A 14,930-nucleotide genomic window follows, 5' to 3' on the forward strand; every position below is an offset into this window, starting at 1 on the left:
CCGGAGCCTCAGGCAACTCGCGGGCGATACGCACCAGGTGATCCACGTAATCCTTGCCGCGGGTCGTCCAGTCGTCGGCGGACTCGCTGTCCAGCGGCCCGGTCACGACCACCACGCCGCGCAGACCACCGGCTTGTAGCTGGCTGATCAATCCCTGCCCGTTCGGCGGCTGTTCAGCCAGGGGTGGCCAGATCACCGTCGAGATCTGCGCGCCGGCCAGTTTCAGCGCGTCGGCCAGTTCGGTGCTCACCGGGTCGCCGGTGGCGGACAAGTTGACCAGCACCCATGTTCCGGCGTCTGCGTTGGCATCTTCCGGTAGCGGTCGGTGCTGCCATTCGATGGTCAGCAGCCGCTCGGCCAGCAGGCGTTCCTGCTCGGCACTTTCCGACATTCCGGTGCCCAGCATCAGGCCTTCCACCATCAGCAGCACGTTGCCGTGCTCGTCGAGAACTTCGAGATCGACCTCGACTCGGCCGGCGCCGGCGCGCGCCACCTGCGTGTAGCTGTAGTGGGCGTTGCGGGTGCCGCCGTAGGCGCGCAGCCGTCGCACACCCAGCGGGAGCAGCAGACCGCCGGCTGCCGCGTTCTGCACGTCGGGGTGGACGACCACGGATTGGAAGCAGGCGTCCAGCAGTGCCGGATGCACGCTGTAGGCGTCCTGCTGCGAGCGGATCGAGCGCGGCAGGGCGACTTCGGCCAGCACCGTGTTGGTGGGGCCCTCGGCCGTCCACGCGGCGGCCAGGCCGCTGAAGGCCGTGCCGTACTGGATGCCGCTGAGGTCGAACGCGCTCCTCAGTTCGCTGCCCTCGATGCGCGTCGGGTGGGAGGCCAGCAGGGTGTCGATTTCACGGACGGGCGGCTGTCCGTCGTCGGTCGCGGCATGCAGTCGCGCACTGGCTCGCCGTGCGCGTTCGCCGTCGCGGTCGGTCTGCACCGCGAAATCGAGCACGCCGGGCGAGGTGACCGAGGCGGTAGCTCCCACCGGAGTGCTGTCGTCGAGCAACAGCATCTGCTCGAACCTGATGTCGCGGACCTCGCACGCCTCGCCCAACGTGGTCTGGGCGGCGATCAAGGCCATCTCGCAGTACGCGGCTCCCGGCAGAGCGGCCACGTTGTGCACCTGGTGGTCGTCCAGCCAGGGCAGCACCGCGGTGCCGACATCGGCGGCCCAGGCGTGGCGTTCCGGCTCCTCGTGCAGACGGACGTGCACGCCGAGCAGGGGGTGCGCCGCAACGGTGGTCGAGCCTCGCCCGGCCGGCGTGGCGCTGTCCCGGCTGAGCAGCAACGGCCGGTGCGTCCAGGTGGGCAACGGCGCATCCACCAGGCGCCCGGTGGGGTACATAGCCGAGAAGTCCACCGCGGCACCCGCACAGTGCAGGTCTGACACCAGGCCGCCCAGGCCGTGCGGCAGCGGTTGTTCCCGGCGCATACCGGCCAGCGCGGCCACCGACATGTCCAGGCCCGCGGCGGTCTGCTCGACGGCGTGGGTGAGCAGCGGGTGCGGTGACAGCTCGGCGAAAACGCGGTGGCCGTCCTCGAGCGCCGCCTGCACCGCGGCGGCGAACCGCACCGTGTAACGGAGGTTGTCCGCCCAGTAGTCGGCGTCGCACACCGGCCGCTCCCGCGGGTCGAACAGGGTGGCCGAGTAGTACGGAACCTCCGGCGTCCTGGGCTGCAGGTCAGCAAGGACGTCGATCAGCTGGTCGAGAATCGGGTCGACCTCGGGGGAGTGCGACGCGACATCGACGGCCACCTGCCGCGCCATCACGTCGCGCTGCTCCCACGCGGCGACGAGGTCGCGAACCGTCTCGGCTGCGCCGCCGATCACGGTGGACTTCGGTGACGCCACCACCGCGACCACGACGTCGCTGACACCGCGGGCCATCAGCTCGGAAAGGACTTGCTGCGCAGGCAATTCCACCGACGCCATCGCACCCGAGCCGGCGATGGTCGCCATCAGCGTGGAGCGGCGGCAGATGACCCGGACGCCGTCTTCCAGCGACAGCGCTCCGGCTACAACCGCTGCCGCGGCCTCGCCCAACGAGTGCCCGATGACCGCGCCCGGCGCCACCCCGTAGGACTTCATGGTGGCGGCCAGCGCGACCTGCATGGTGAACACCGTCGGCTGGACCCGGTCGATCCCGGTCACCAGCTCCGGCGACGACATCGCTTCGGTCACCGAGAAGCCGGATTCCCGGGCGATCAGCGGCTCGGCCTCCGCGACGGTGCGGGCGAACACCGGCTCGTTGGCGAGCAGGTCGGCGCCCATGGCGGCCCACTGCGAGCCCTGACCGGAGAACACCCACACCGGGCCCCGGTCAGCCTGACCGACGACCGATTCGTAAGGGGTCTCGCCGTCGGCGACCTCGCGCAGCGCTATCGCCAACTCCCGGGCGGTGCCGGCCTGCACCACCGTGCGCACGGGACGATGCCCGCGGCGACGCGCCAGCGTGTACGCCAGATCCGGTAAGGCCACCTCGGCGTGGTTGCTTACCCACCCCGCCAGCCGGCCGGCGGTGCGGTGCAGTTCTTGTGCTGACGTCGACGACAACGGGAACAGCCACGGCGCGCCCAGGTCCGCCTCGGCGTCGTCCGCCGAGACGCTGTCGTTCGCCCTCATCGGGCCGGCCGGGGCCTGCTCGAGGATGGCGTGCACGTTGGTACCCGAGAGCCCGTACGACGACACCGCAGCCCGGCGGGCATGGTGACCGTTCGTCGGCCACGCCGCATTCTCCGCTGGCACGAACAATTGGGTGTCGATCGCGGCGAGCTCGTCCGGCAGACGGGTGAAGTGCAGGTTCTGCGGCACCACGCCGTGCTGCACTGCCAGCACTGTCTTGAGCAGACTCAGCGTTCCGGCGGCGGCCTGCGTGTGGCCGAAGTTGGTCTTCACCGAAGCCAGCGCACAGGGGCCCTCGGCGCCGTACACGTTGGCCAGGCTGGCGAATTCGATCGGGTCACCGACCGGGGTACCGGGCCCGTGCGCCTCGACCATCCCGACGGTGTGCGCGTCCACGCTCGCGGCGGCCAACGCTGCCCGGTACACCACGGTCTGAGCAGTTTCCGACGGCACGGCGATGTTCACCGTGTGGCCGTCCTGATTGGCGGCGGTACCGCGGATGACGGCCAGCACCCGGTCGCCGTCGCGCTCGGCGTCCGCCAACCGCTTGAGCAGCAGCACAGCGCTCGCCTCGCCGGGCACGAAACCGTCGGCCGCAACGTCGAACGCGTGGCAGTGTCCGGTCGGCGACAGCATGCCCTGCGCGGAGCCTGAGGAGAATTTGCGCGGGTCCAGCATCACCGTGGCGCCACCGGTCAGCGCGAGGTCGCTTTCGCCGTCTTGCAGGCTGCGGCAGGCCATGTGCGCGGCCAGTAGGCCGGAGGAGCAGGCGGAGTCCACCGAATATGCGGGGCCGTGCACGCCCAGGGCGTAGGCGATGCGCCCTGACGCCATGCAGAACGTGGTGCCCGTGAATCCGTACGGGCCCTCCACGGAGTGCGCATCGGCGGCCACCAACTGGTAGTCACCGTGGGTCAGTCCGACAAACACCCCGGTGAGCGACCCCGTGATCTGTTCGCGGGTGAGACCGGCGTGCTCCATGGCCTCCCACGCGGTCTCCAGCAACAAGCGGTGCTGAGGATCGATCGCCGTCGCCTCTTGCTCGTTGATGCCGAAGAAGTCGGCGTCGAATCCGGCGACGTCGTCCATGAACGCACCCCACCGCGACACCGAGCGACCCGGCACACCCGGCTCGGGGTCGTAGTACTCGTCAGCGTCCCATCGGTCCGGCGGAATCTCGGTAACGAAGTCGTCGCCCCGCAGCAACGCGTCCCATAGCTGATCCGGCGAGTCGATGCCGCCGGGCAGCCGGCAAGCCATGCCGATGACGGCGATAGGAGTCACAGGTGTTTTCTTCATCGCCGTTTACCCCTCGTCCGTAGCACGGCTGCGGTGTGTGTCCCCCGCGTCACGGCGCTCGCCGCGGCTACCTCCCAGGCAGCGATGCACGGCGGTGCCATATCGCGTTCTCGAGCTAAAGCCACGATAGCGTCATGCAAGTCAAGGGCGTGCAAATATCTCGTTAACATAATGCACGTGGTTCATGCCGGTAAACGACCGAATGAGCAGCCGCTATCGGCTGATAGACACCACGAAATTTAACCACTTTCCTCCTCGAGTTAACGGCGAAGTGAGCCGCTGCCCAGGCCAAGCGTGGCGCCCAGTCGCTCACCTGAGGGCCCCCCATCGTCTACAACCGGACAATATGTGCACGTCAGATCCCTAAACTGACGCGCCGAGGCGCAACGATATGGCCGGCAGGCGCAACACTGTAGCGGTGTGATCTCAGCGTGACCAGATCGTGATCCTGGCGTGATTCCGGATTATAGGTGCCTTTTACCGCTTCGGCGTGCCACGGGATAAGTTATTGTTGAAATATCGCTGAGATACTACTGAGAAATAACCGTGTGTGCGAGAATTAAAAGAACTCTCTTAAGTTGCTAAGTAAGTAAGTTAGCCGCCCTGACAAGTCCGCAAAAACAATCCCCGGGTTCCGTACGACCGGCCGAGCGGTTGACCGTAGGACCAGCCAACCTCGCAGTCCGATACCCGCGGGCTTGGCCGTACTGCCTGCCTCGGTGCAGGTGCCCCGCCTCGACTGACCGATCGGTCTACAGCTTCTTACTTTGCCGGTATGTCACACGAAGCGGCGGCTCGGGCGCTGTGACCTGAGTGACGGGCAGGCGCCGTGACCGAGACGGTAACCACTGCGAAATGTCGGGCGATGCTTGGAGCTCACTGCACGCTCGGCGCAGAACTTAGACGATCCGATACGCCTGCACAGGGTGGGCGACCTCATTGCCGTCGACATCCGGTGGCGGTTATCTCAAGAAAGGTCCGGTCCTTGCGCCGGCGCCTTACCGGGCGTGACATAACAGGTCCCAGCGCTCGGCCGCACCGGCGTACTGAATGCTTACTGCGACGGTAGCGGCGCCGTCGCTTGTCGAAGTCGTGGTTCGACCAGGCCGCAGCGGCGCCGGCGGTGTCCATCGGCACGCTACCGGAATCGATTGACACGTCCTTCAACAAACTCCTAGCGTCGTGCCGTGCAAACTAGAGTCGCCGAGCTGCTCGGCGTGGAGTTTCCGATCTGCGCGTTCAGCCACTGCCGCGATGTCGTCGCCGCGGTGTCCAACGCGGGCGGGTTCGGGGTCCTCGGTGCCGTCGCTCACAGTCCGGCCCGGTTGGAGACCGAGCTGAGCTGGATCGAAGAGCAGACCGGTGGCAAGCCCTTCGGCGTCGACCTCCTGCTGCCGCCCAAATACGTCGGCGCCGAGCAGGGCGGGATCGATGCCCAGCAGGCCCGGTCGCTGCTACCGGAGGAACATCGGGCGTTTGTTGACGACCTGCTGGCCCGGTACGGCATCACGGTGCCGCCCGACGACAAGCGCCGGTCAACTCGCGGGGGGCTCAATGTCTCGCCGAAGGGCTACCAACCCCTGCTGGACATTGCCTTTGCCCACGACATCCGGCTGATCGCGAGCGCGCTTGGGCCCCCACCGCCCGATCTGGTCGAGCGCGCGCACGACAATGATGTTCTGGTTGCTGCCCTGGCCGGTACCACCAAGCACGCGCGCCGGCACGCCGCAGCCGGGGTCGACCTGATCGTCGCGCAGGGCACTGAGGCCGGCGGGCACACCGGCGAGGTGGCGACGATGGTGCTGGTTCCCGAGGTCGTCGATGCCGTCGCACCTGTCCCGGTGTTGGCGGCAGGCGGGATCGCCCGGGGACGCCAAATCGCCGCGGCCTTGGCGCTGGGCGCGGAAGGCGTGTGGTGCGGGTCGGTGTGGCTCACCACCGAAGAAGCCGAGACGACCGCGGTGGTCAAGGAGAAGTTCCTCGCCGCGACGTCGTCGGACACCCTGCGGTCCCGGTCACTGACCGGCAAGCCCGCCCGCATGTTGCGGACGGCCTGGACCGACGAATGGGAAAGCCCCAACAGCCCCGACCCGCTCGGCATGCCGCTGCAATCCGCGCTGGTCGTCGACTCCCAGTTCCGCATCAACCAGGCCGCTAGCCAGCCGGACGCGAAGGCCCGTGAGCTGGCGACCTATTTCGTCGGCCAGGTCGTGGGCGCTCTGGACAAAGTGCGGCCGGCGCGCTCGGTGGTGCTCGACATGGTGTCTGAATTCGTCGACGCCGTCGGGCAGCTCGAGCAACTGGTCGAACGGTGAGCTCAGGCGTTTCTGTGCTGGTCAGGCCAGGTGCGTATCGAATCCGTAAATAAGGCGACACGCTTGGGTGGATAGATTTGACCTGACTCCGGCATTGATGCATCATCGGAAGTGCAAGCACCTCGTTAGGTGAGGCGGCTACACGAATACAGGCCACTGACCCCGAACGTCGAGAGACGCCCCGGGTCAGGACAGCTCCTCCCGGCTTAAGGGTTGAGCCCAAGTGGCTTCCGGATAACGGACACGTCGTGCAGTGCCGAAGCCCTAGCGAGAGGGGTGCGGTTACCTACCTTGGTAGGGTCCTGCGCTCCCGCCTGCACGTGAATCCGTAATCCGCATGTGGCGTGACCGAGGAGGTGAGGGACATGAGTTCCACGGAAAGTCCGGATCGAGATCCGGGTTCTGTTTCGTCCCGCTCCGGTTCCCGGCACGCCGACCTTCAGGTGCGCTGTACGCGCTAGAGAAGCGAGCGTCGCCTCCAGAGCAAGGCCCACGGGTCAGCTCGGAACCGCCCGGGACGGAACGTCAAGAGTCCGCAAAGACCGCTTGATTTCCGTCTAGGAGGCAATCATGACCGCTGTTCTGTACGACGAAGTGGTAACCACGGTGCCCGCGGTCCCCGCACCGCGGCTCACGCTGGCACCGGCACCCGCGCCGACGAAGGTTTCGAAGAAGCGCAACGCCCAGCCTGTCCAGGCCGGCGGTGACCCGCTGGTCGACGGCGCCGCTCGTCTGTTGAGTGTCCCGCTGCGTCACCTCTACGCCGCACTGTGGCGTGCCGGAGTACTCGAAGTCGGGGCGTAAGCCGATGGCCGGCGAACCACCACTGCCGCTGTCCGACAATCCATCTCAACAACACAATTCCCTCTTGCCAGGCCGCTGAAAGCTATCGGGCGGCCTGGCAAGATTTTTATCGCCGCAACTCAGACTGAGCCGCCCGCCGACGGGCCGGGTCCTATCAGGCCAGTGAGCCCGTCGCGGTAGGCGTTGAGGCTGTGACGCCAGCCCACGTCGATCGGCCCGCCGCTGTCGACGGCGACCTCGTCGCCGACATGCACGTACGGCGCGGGTGGTACCTGCGGCACGATGTCGAGGTAATTCACCACACGGAAACAGCTTTCGATGAGGGTGTTGAACGCCGTGGCGAACCCGGTCAGCCCTACCCGCGGTCCGGCGAAGGTGATGAGCCGGGGCTCGATGACATTCGGCGTCATCTTCCGGAAAATGTCGGGAGCCGCCAGCACCGCCAACGCGGCTCCGAGACTGTGTCCGGTGATCAGGATGTCGTCGCAGCCGGCGGCGGCGGCAGCCAGGTTCGTGGCGATGCTTTCGCGGACGAGTTCGTAGACGGCCTGGAAGCCGGCGGCGACTTCGCCGAAGTTGGCGATCGGGACATAGACAGTCGGGATGGCGTCGAAGTCTGCTAACCAGTCGGCCAGGTCCGCGCTACCGCGAAACGAGACGAACGCGGTCCGTGTCGCCGTGTTGCGGCCGATCAGCCCAAAGACGTTGGTGTCTTTCGCCATTGCCCCGACCGCAGGGTGCAGATTGGTTGTTGCGGCGAGAACGACGGTGTCGGCTCGGATCAAGGCGGTCTGGGTGAATCCGGCCGGCAGGTCGGCCGGCCCGCCGTTCATCACGGTGTAGGCGGCCGCCGCCAGCGGCAGAGCAACGTCACGAGCGAATACCGCGTCGAAAGCCACAGCCTGCAGTGTAAAGACGACCGCCTGGCGTGCGGTGATAAAGCGGCGATCCGTAACATTGGCGGCAACGGCGTTGATCCGGCCATCCACCGGGAAGCCTTCGGAAGAACAGCCGAGCAGGCTCAGTAGAACCGAACGGGTAAGCCCGTCACAGCTGTCCTTTGAGCGGTCGCGCGTGAGCGCGGCAAGCGGGGTGGTACCGCGGCGTTCGCGTTCCGGCGCGTCGTCGTCCCCGGGCCGTGAACGTGGCGCAGGAGACGACGCAGTGACTGAGCACACCTATCCGAAGCCGATCGGGGGCGCGCCGGACTTTCCTGCCTTGGAGCTTGGGGTCCTCGACTACTGGGCCGCCGACGACACCTTCCGCGCCAGCATCGCGCGTCGCGCCGATTCTCCCGAGTTCGTGTTCTACGACGGACCGCCGTTCGCCAATGGTCTCCCGCATTACGGCCATCTGCTGACCGGCTACGTCAAAGACATCGTTCCGCGGTATCAGACCATGCGCGGCCGCAAGGTGGAGCGCCGCTTCGGCTGGGACACCCACGGTCTGCCCGCCGAACTGGAAGTCGAGCGGCAGCTTGGCCTCACCGACAAATCCCAGATCGACGCGATGGGCATCGCCGAGTTCAACGAAGCCTGCCGCGAATCGGTGTTGCGGTACACCGACGAATGGCAGGCCTACGTCACCCGACAGGCCCGCTGGGTGGACTTCGACAACGACTACAAGACGCTCGATCTGTCCTACATGGAGTCGGTGATCTGGGCCTTCAAACAGCTGTGGGACAAGGGCTTGGCCTACGAGGGCTACCGGGTGTTGCCGTACTGCTGGCGCGACGAGACGCCGCTGTCCAACCACGAGCTGCGGATGGACGACGACGTCTACCAGAGCCGCCAGGACCCTGCTCTGACTGTGGGTTTCGCCGTCGCCAACGGCGACAGAAACAGCCTGTCCGGCGCCTACCTGCTGGTGTGGACGACGACGCCTGGGACGCTGCCGTCGAACCAGGCGGTCGCCGTCAATCCCGACGTCGACTACGTCCAAGTGCGGGCGGGGGATCGGCGCTACGTGCTCGCCCAAGCCCGGCTGGCTGCGTACGCACGGGAGTTGGGCGACGAGCCGGAGGTGCTGGGCACCTACCGCGGTGCCGACCTGCTCGGCCTGCACTACTTGCCGCCATTCCCGTACTTCATGGATTCGGCCAACGCATTCGCCGTGCTGCCCGGCGATTTCGTCACCACCGAGGACGGCACCGGAATCGTGCACATGTCGCCGGCTTACGGCGAAGACGACAAGGAAACCGCCGACAAGGTCGGCATCGTGCCGGTGACTCCGGTCGACTCCAAGGGCCGCTTCGACGCCACCGTCCCCGACTATCAAGGGCAGCACGTCTTCGAGGCCAATTCGCACATCATCCGCGACCTGAAGAATCACAGCGGTCCGGCCGCGGCCAACGGCGCCGTGCTGCTCCGGCATGAGACTTACGACCACCCCTACCCGCACTGCTGGCGCTGCCGCAACCCACTGATCTACCGCGCGGTGTCGTCCTGGTTTGTCAAAGTGACGGAATTCCGCGAGCGAATGGTCGAGCTCAACCAACAGATCACCTGGTATCCCGAACACGTCAAAGACGGCCAGTTCGGCAAGTGGCTACAGGGCGCCAGAGACTGGTCCATTTCGCGAAACCGATACTGGGGCACGCCGATCCCGGTATGGCTCTCCGACGACCCGACCCATCCGCGCATCGACGTCTACGGCAGCCTGGACGAGTTGGAACGCGACTTCGGTGTGCGTCCGCAGAACCTGCACCGGCCCTACATCGATGAGCTCACTCGACCCAACCCGGACGACCCGACCGGCAAGTCGACGATGCGGCGCATCTCCGACGTCTTCGACGTGTGGTTTGACTCTGGGTCGATGCCGTACGCACAGGTGCATTACCCGTTCGAGAATGCGGAGTGGTTCTTGGGTGGGGCGGCGGGAGAAACCGAAGCGCATTACCCCGGCGACTTCATCGTGGAATACATCGGCCAGACCCGTGGCTGGTTCTACACCCTGCACGTGCTGGCCACCGCGCTGTTCGACCGGCCGGCATTCAAAAGCTGCGTGGCGCATGGCGTCGTGCTGGGCTCCGATGGGCAGAAGATGAGCAAGTCGCTGCGCAACTATCCCGACGTGTCCGAGGTGTTCGACCGCGACGGCTCGGACGCCATGCGGTGGTTCTTAATGGCCTCGCCGATCCTGCGCGGTGGGAACCTCATCGTCACTGAGCAGGGCATTCGCGAGGGTGCGCGCCAGGTGCTGCTTCCGCTGTGGAACGCCTATAGCTTCCTCGCGCTTTACGCGCCGAAAGCCGGGACCTGGCGCACGGATTCGGCGCATCCGCTGGACCGCTACATCCTGGCCAAATTGTCGGTGTTGCGTGCTGATCTCACCGCGTCGATGGACGTCTGCGACATCTCGGGCGCCTGCGAGCAGCTGCGGCAGTTCACCGAAGCGTTGACGAACTGGTATGTGCGACGGTCACGTTCGCGGTTCTGGGAAGAAGACGGTGACGCGATCGACACCCTGCATACCGTGCTGGAGGTCACTACGCGGCTGGCCGCGCCGCTGCTGCCGCTGACCACCGAGATGATCTGGCGCGGCGTCACCGGCGAGCGTTCGGTGCACTTGGCGGACTGGCCGGACACTGACGAGCTACCCGCCGACGCCGCACTGGTGGCCGCCATGGATCAGGTTCGCGAAGTGTGTTCGGCGGCCTCGTCGCTGCGCAAGGCCAAAAAGCTGCGGGTGCGGCTGCCGCTGCCGAAACTCACTGTGGCCGTGCAGGACCCGCACCGGCTTTCGGCGTTCACCGATCTGATCGCCGACGAGCTCAACGTCAAAGAGGTCGAACTCACGGATGCAATCGACAGCTACGGCCGCTTTGAGCTGACCGTCAACGCCCGCGTCGCCGGGCCCCGGCTCGGCAAGGACGTGCAGGCCGCCATTAAGGCAGTCAAGGCCGGCGAAGGCGTTGTGAACCCGGACGGCACGTTGACCGCGGGGCCCGCCGTACTGGAACCTAACGAATACAGCTCTCGGCTGGTGGCCGCCGACCCGGAGTTCACCGCCGCGCTGCCCGGTGGCGCCGGCCTGGTGGTACTGGACGGCACACTGACCGCCGAGCTGGAGGCCGAAGGCTGGGCCAAAGACCGCATCCGCGAGCTGCAGGAGCTGCGCAAGTCGACCGGGTTGGACGTTTCCGACCGCATCAGCGTGGTCATGTCGGTGCCCGCCGAGCGGGAGACCTGGGCGCGCGCACACCGCGATCTGATGGCAGGCGAGATCCTGGCGACCAGCTTCGAATTCGCCGAGCCGCTGAAAGACGCCGCGCAGATCGGCGACGGCGTACGGGTGAAGATTGCCAAAACCTAGCCGCTAAAGTGCTAATGGCAACGTATTCCGCGTGTTCGAGCGTCGGCAGCTGCACTTTCGCGGCATGTCGGGGGGCCATGGCAGTCTGCGGCCATGGGAGGGAGCACACCATTCGTGGGCACCGACGCGGTCGATGCGGGCGCATTCACCGAACGGGAGCTGCGACGGTCCTGCACACGGATCTACCGCAACGTCTACCAGCGGCGCGGCAGCGAACTGACTGCAAAAGACCGCGCGTTAGCCGCGTGGCTATGGTCGGACAAGAAAGCGGTGCTGGCCGGCAACTCCGCGGCGGCACTACTCGGCACGAAATGGGTCGACCCGCATTCGCCGGCCGAACTCATCACCGATCACAAACGTCCGCCGCCGCTGATCATCACTCGCAACGAGACGCTGCTGGCCGGCGAGACCACGACGGTAAACGGCGTTCCGGTCACCTCGCCCGCTCGCACCGCCTTCGACTTGGGTCGGCGACCGGGGCTGCAGACCGCTGTCGTTCACTTTGACGCGCTGGCGCGGGCTACGGGCGTTGAAGTCAACGATGTTCAACTGGTGACCCACGCCCACCGCGGCGCTCGCGGCGTAAAGCAGCTGAGACGGGTGCTTTTGCTGGCCGACGCTGGTGCGGAATCGCCGCAAGAGACGCGGACCAGACTCCTACTCATCGCCGGAGGCTTACCCAGACCGCAATCTTAGATTGTCGTGCGACACGACTGGGGCGCGGTGTTGGCCCGCATCGACATGGGCTGGGAAGAGTGGCGTGTCGGCGTCGAATACGACGGGGCACAACATTGGACCGATTCACGCATCCGCGCCAATGACATCGACCGCGCGGCAGGACTGGAGCGCCGGGGTTGGCGCATAATCCGGGTAAGCGCTGAGCTGTTACGTAAACGGCCGGACATTGTGCTGGCGCGTGTCCGCGAAGCGCTCTGCGCCGCGGGCTGCCCTGTCGCCTGACCGCGAGAGTGCAATTAGCAACATGTCTCCCGAGAAGCGCCGTCGGCAGTTGCACTGTCGCGGCTAGGAATGTCGCAACGCGCGGCGCGCGTGCGGCCAGAACGGCATGCCGGCCAGGACCGTGCCTCCGGCGGCGATGAGACCGACCGCGACGTCGACGCTCTCGCGGCCCTCGGCTTCCCAGTAGACGTCCTCGAGGTCGAGCAGCAGCGCCAGCTCGTCGACGATCATTGCGTTCGCCGCACCGAAGGCGACGGCGGCCATCGGGTGGCGCCGCTGCTCTTCTGATCCGCGCAGGCCCACCGCGCCCACGGACGTCAGCAGTGCGATTCCGATGTTGTAGTGGTGAAAATGCTTGCTGCCGACACTGATTCCGCCGCCCTCCGGGCCGTGGCCGGCATGAATCCAATGGGTGAGCGATCGCAGTGCCGCGAACGTGATGGTGAAAGCACCCCAAGCCAGCACCGCGGACCGATCGTCGGATTCGAGCTGTTCCAGCCATTCCCGGCGTAGCCGCGACCATCGCGTCGGCTCAGGCCGGCTCATCGGCCGGCCTTGACCGCACGCCAGCGCTGCTTCTCACCCTTGGTGTCGACACGTACGTCGTTGAACCCAACGTGCTGCAACCGGTCCGCCAGCGTATCCGGCGGAATGGGGTTGCAAGTGTCGCGGAAATGCAGGACGCGGAACCAGGTCGAGGACACTCCGTCGCTGCCGGCGAACACGCCGCCGGGCCGCAGCACCCGGAACGCCTCGGCGAACAACCGATCCTGCAGCGCCGGCGTCGGTACATGGTGCAGCATCGTGAAACAGACCACCGAGCTGAAACATCCGTCGGGCAGATCGGTACCGGTTCCGTCGCCGTGAATGATCTGTGCTCGGTCGCCGTATTTGTCGCGCAGCTGTTCGGCCGTGGCCTGGTCGATCTCAATTGCGGTGTAGCGCGGGGTTTTATCGACCAGCACCCTGATGTTTGCGCCGTAGCCCGGCCCGATTTCCAGCACGTTGTCGCCGAGATTCACACCGGCCAGAGCCCAGGGAAGCAGCCGCTGCTCGACGGACTTGGCCCAGCGGTGCGAGCTGCAGCACAACCGGTGGCAGAGATTCATCGCCATGGTCTGCAACGCTAGTGGTTGTGACGTCGCGCTGGGTGCTGCACCTGGACATGGATGCGTTCTTCGCCTCCGTCGAGCAGCTCACCCGGCCCACGTTGCGGGGCCGGCCTGTGCTGGTCGGGGGTTTGGGCGGTCGCGGCGTGGTGGCCGGCGCCAGCTACGAAGCGCGGGTATTCGGTGCGCGTTCGGCCATGCCGATGCACCAGGCCCGCCGGCTGGTCGGCGTCAGCGCTGTGGTGTTGCCGCCGCGGGGTGTGGTCTACGGAGTGGCCAGCCGTCGGGTGTTCGACACGATCCGCAGCGTGGTTCCGATCGTCGAACAACTTTCCTTCGACGAGGGGTTCGGTGAGCCACCCGAACTGGCCGGCGCGTCAGCCGCGGACGTCGAGCGATTCTGCGAGCGGTTGCGGGGGCGGGTGCGCGAGGAGACGGGTCTGGTCGCTTCGGTCGGCGCCGGCTCGGGCAAGCAGATCGCCAAAATCGCCTCGGGACTGGCGAAACCTGACGGCGTGCGGGTGATTCCCGGCCGTGACGAGCAGTCCCTGCTTTCCGGCCTGCCGGTGCGCCGGCTGTGGGGAATCGGCCCGGTCGCCGAGGAGAAACTGCACCGGCTCGGCGTGGAGACGATCGGGCAACTGGCCGCGCTGAGCGACGCCGAGGTGTCCAGCATCCTCGGTGCGACCGTGGGTCCGGCGCTGCACCGACTGGCCCGCGGAATCGACGACCGCCCGGTCGCCGAGCGTGCCGAAGCCAAGCAAATCAGCTCCGAGTCCACCTTCGCGGTCGACCTGACCAGCCTCGAGCGGTTGCGCGAGGTGATTGATCCGATCACCGAGCACGCCCATGGGCGCCTGCTGCGCGACGGCCGGGGCGCGCGCACCGTGACGGTGAAGCTGAAGAAGGCAGACATGAGCACGCTGACCCGTTCAGCCACCCTGCCCTACGCGACGACCGAAGCCGCCACCCTCATATCGACGGCCCGGCGACTGCTGCTCGATCCGCAGGAGATCGGTCCGGTTCGTCTCCTCGGCGTGGGATTCTCCGGTTTGACCGACGTGCGTCAGGAGTCGCTGTTTCCCGACTTGGACGTTGCCGAGCCGGAGTCTGCGTCACAGCATTCGGTCGAGTCAGCGACCGCAGCCATGTTTGCCGCGGGTCCTGAAACGTCGCGTTGGCGGGTGGGAGACGATCTGACCCACCGCGACTTCGGCCACGGCTGGGTGCAGGGCGCCGGCCACGGCGTGGTCACCGTGCGGTTCGAGACTCGCGGCTCCGGTCCCGGTCCGGCGCGCACTTTCCCCGCTGACAGTTGCGAGCTTTCCCGGGCCAACCCGGTGGACAGCCTCGACTGGCCGGACTACGTCGGGGCGCTGGAAATCGCTGCATCCACCAGCTCACCCCCACCGGGCGAAAACGTCGGAGACGGGTAGCCGTGCGGCGAGCGCCGCCATCAGCAGCACCCGGGTCTGGCTCGGCCGCAGCCGGGAAACCATCAGTGCACCG

The 14,930-nt window shown here is 66.7% G+C and carries 8 protein-coding genes, 3 pseudogenes and 1 riboswitch; of the genes and pseudogenes, 5 read left to right on the forward strand and 6 right to left on the reverse strand.

The annotated features are described in order from the left end of the window. Both WA317_RS05575 and WA317_RS05580 read right to left on the reverse strand, forming a co-directional pair. A partial coding sequence (locus WA317_RS05575) for an acyltransferase domain-containing protein (RefSeq protein ID WP_425172088.1) occupies positions 1-3,919 on the reverse strand: 3,919 nt, incomplete at its 3' end. An 899-nt stretch (positions 3,920-4,818) separates the two neighbouring features. After that, positions 4,819-5,050 (reverse strand): annotated as a pseudogene (locus WA317_RS05580) (hotdog domain-containing protein); the annotation flags it as partial. Positions 5,051-5,106: 56 nt separating this feature from the next. On the opposite strand from WA317_RS05580, the gene WA317_RS05585 reads away from it, so the two are divergent. Beyond that, a complete protein-coding gene (locus WA317_RS05585) occupies positions 5,107-6,234 on the forward strand; it encodes an NAD(P)H-dependent flavin oxidoreductase (protein ID WP_425172089.1) in 1,128 nt (375 codons plus the stop codon). Positions 6,235-6,348: 114 nt separating this feature from the next. Continuing rightward, positions 6,349-6,517: riboswitch (M-box (ykoK) riboswitch) on the forward strand. Positions 6,518-6,804: 287 nt separating this feature from the next. After that, the gene (locus WA317_RS05590) at positions 6,805-7,038 is read left to right on the forward strand and encodes an Rv1535 family protein (RefSeq protein ID WP_425172090.1); all 234 of its coding nucleotides are present in this window, start codon (positions 6,805-6,807) and stop codon (positions 7,036-7,038) included. A 119-nt stretch (positions 7,039-7,157) separates the two neighbouring features. On the opposite strand, the gene WA317_RS05595 is transcribed toward WA317_RS05590, so the two are convergent. Then, on the reverse strand, positions 7,158-7,937 hold the full coding sequence (locus WA317_RS05595) for a lipase family protein (protein ID WP_425172091.1): 780 nt from the start codon (positions 7,935-7,937) through the stop codon (positions 7,158-7,160). 265 nt (positions 7,938-8,202) lie between these two features. Between WA317_RS05595 and ileS the strand changes: the two genes are divergently transcribed. Then, positions 8,203-11,352 (forward strand): isoleucine--tRNA ligase, encoded by a 3,150-nt coding sequence (gene ileS / locus WA317_RS05600; protein ID WP_425172092.1) that lies wholly within the window; start codon positions 8,203-8,205, stop codon positions 11,350-11,352. A gap of 93 nt (positions 11,353-11,445) precedes the next feature. Continuing rightward, a pseudogene (locus WA317_RS05605) lies at positions 11,446-12,312 on the forward strand (DUF559 domain-containing protein). Between the two features lie 63 nt (positions 12,313-12,375). Here WA317_RS05605 and WA317_RS05610 read toward each other — a convergent pair. Both WA317_RS05610 and WA317_RS05615 read right to left on the reverse strand, forming a co-directional pair. Continuing rightward, the gene (locus tag WA317_RS05610) at positions 12,376-12,858 is read right to left on the reverse strand and encodes a hypothetical protein (RefSeq protein ID WP_425172093.1); all 483 of its coding nucleotides are present in this window, start codon (positions 12,856-12,858) and stop codon (positions 12,376-12,378) included. Then, positions 12,855-13,427, reverse strand: coding sequence for a class I SAM-dependent methyltransferase (locus WA317_RS05615; protein WP_425172094.1), 573 nt, complete (start codon positions 13,425-13,427; stop codon positions 12,855-12,857). Before WA317_RS05615 ends, WA317_RS05610 begins: the two co-directional genes overlap by 4 nt. A 35-nt stretch (positions 13,428-13,462) precedes the next feature. On the opposite strand from WA317_RS05615, the gene WA317_RS05620 reads away from it, so the two are divergent. Continuing rightward, the gene (locus tag WA317_RS05620; protein ID WP_425172095.1) at positions 13,463-14,857 is read left to right on the forward strand and encodes a DNA polymerase IV; all 1,395 of its coding nucleotides are present in this window, start codon (positions 13,463-13,465) and stop codon (positions 14,855-14,857) included. Here WA317_RS05620 and WA317_RS05625 read toward each other — a convergent pair. Further along, a pseudogene (locus WA317_RS05625) lies at positions 14,822-14,930 on the reverse strand (L-asparaginase); the annotation flags it as partial. The gene WA317_RS05620 and the pseudogene WA317_RS05625 sit on opposite strands and share 36 nt — an antisense overlap.

The sequence above is a fragment of the Mycobacterium sp. genome (genome assembly GCF_049802695.1).
In the GTDB taxonomy this organism is placed as follows: Bacteria; Actinomycetota; Actinomycetes; order Mycobacteriales; family Mycobacteriaceae; genus Mycobacterium.

What these genes read in the sequence shown, in the direction of transcription:
- WA317_RS05590 (WP_425172090.1), top strand. Translation starts at nt 6,805, where the DNA reads ATGACCGCTGTTCTGTACGACGAAGTGGTAACCACGGTGCCCGCGGTC.
- WA317_RS05615 (WP_425172094.1), bottom strand. Translation starts at nt 13,427, where the DNA reads ATGGCGATGAATCTCTGCCACCGGTTGTGCTGCAGCTCGCACCGCTGG.
- WA317_RS05610 (WP_425172093.1), bottom strand. Translation starts at nt 12,858, where the DNA reads ATGAGCCGGCCTGAGCCGACGCGATGGTCGCGGCTACGCCGGGAATGG.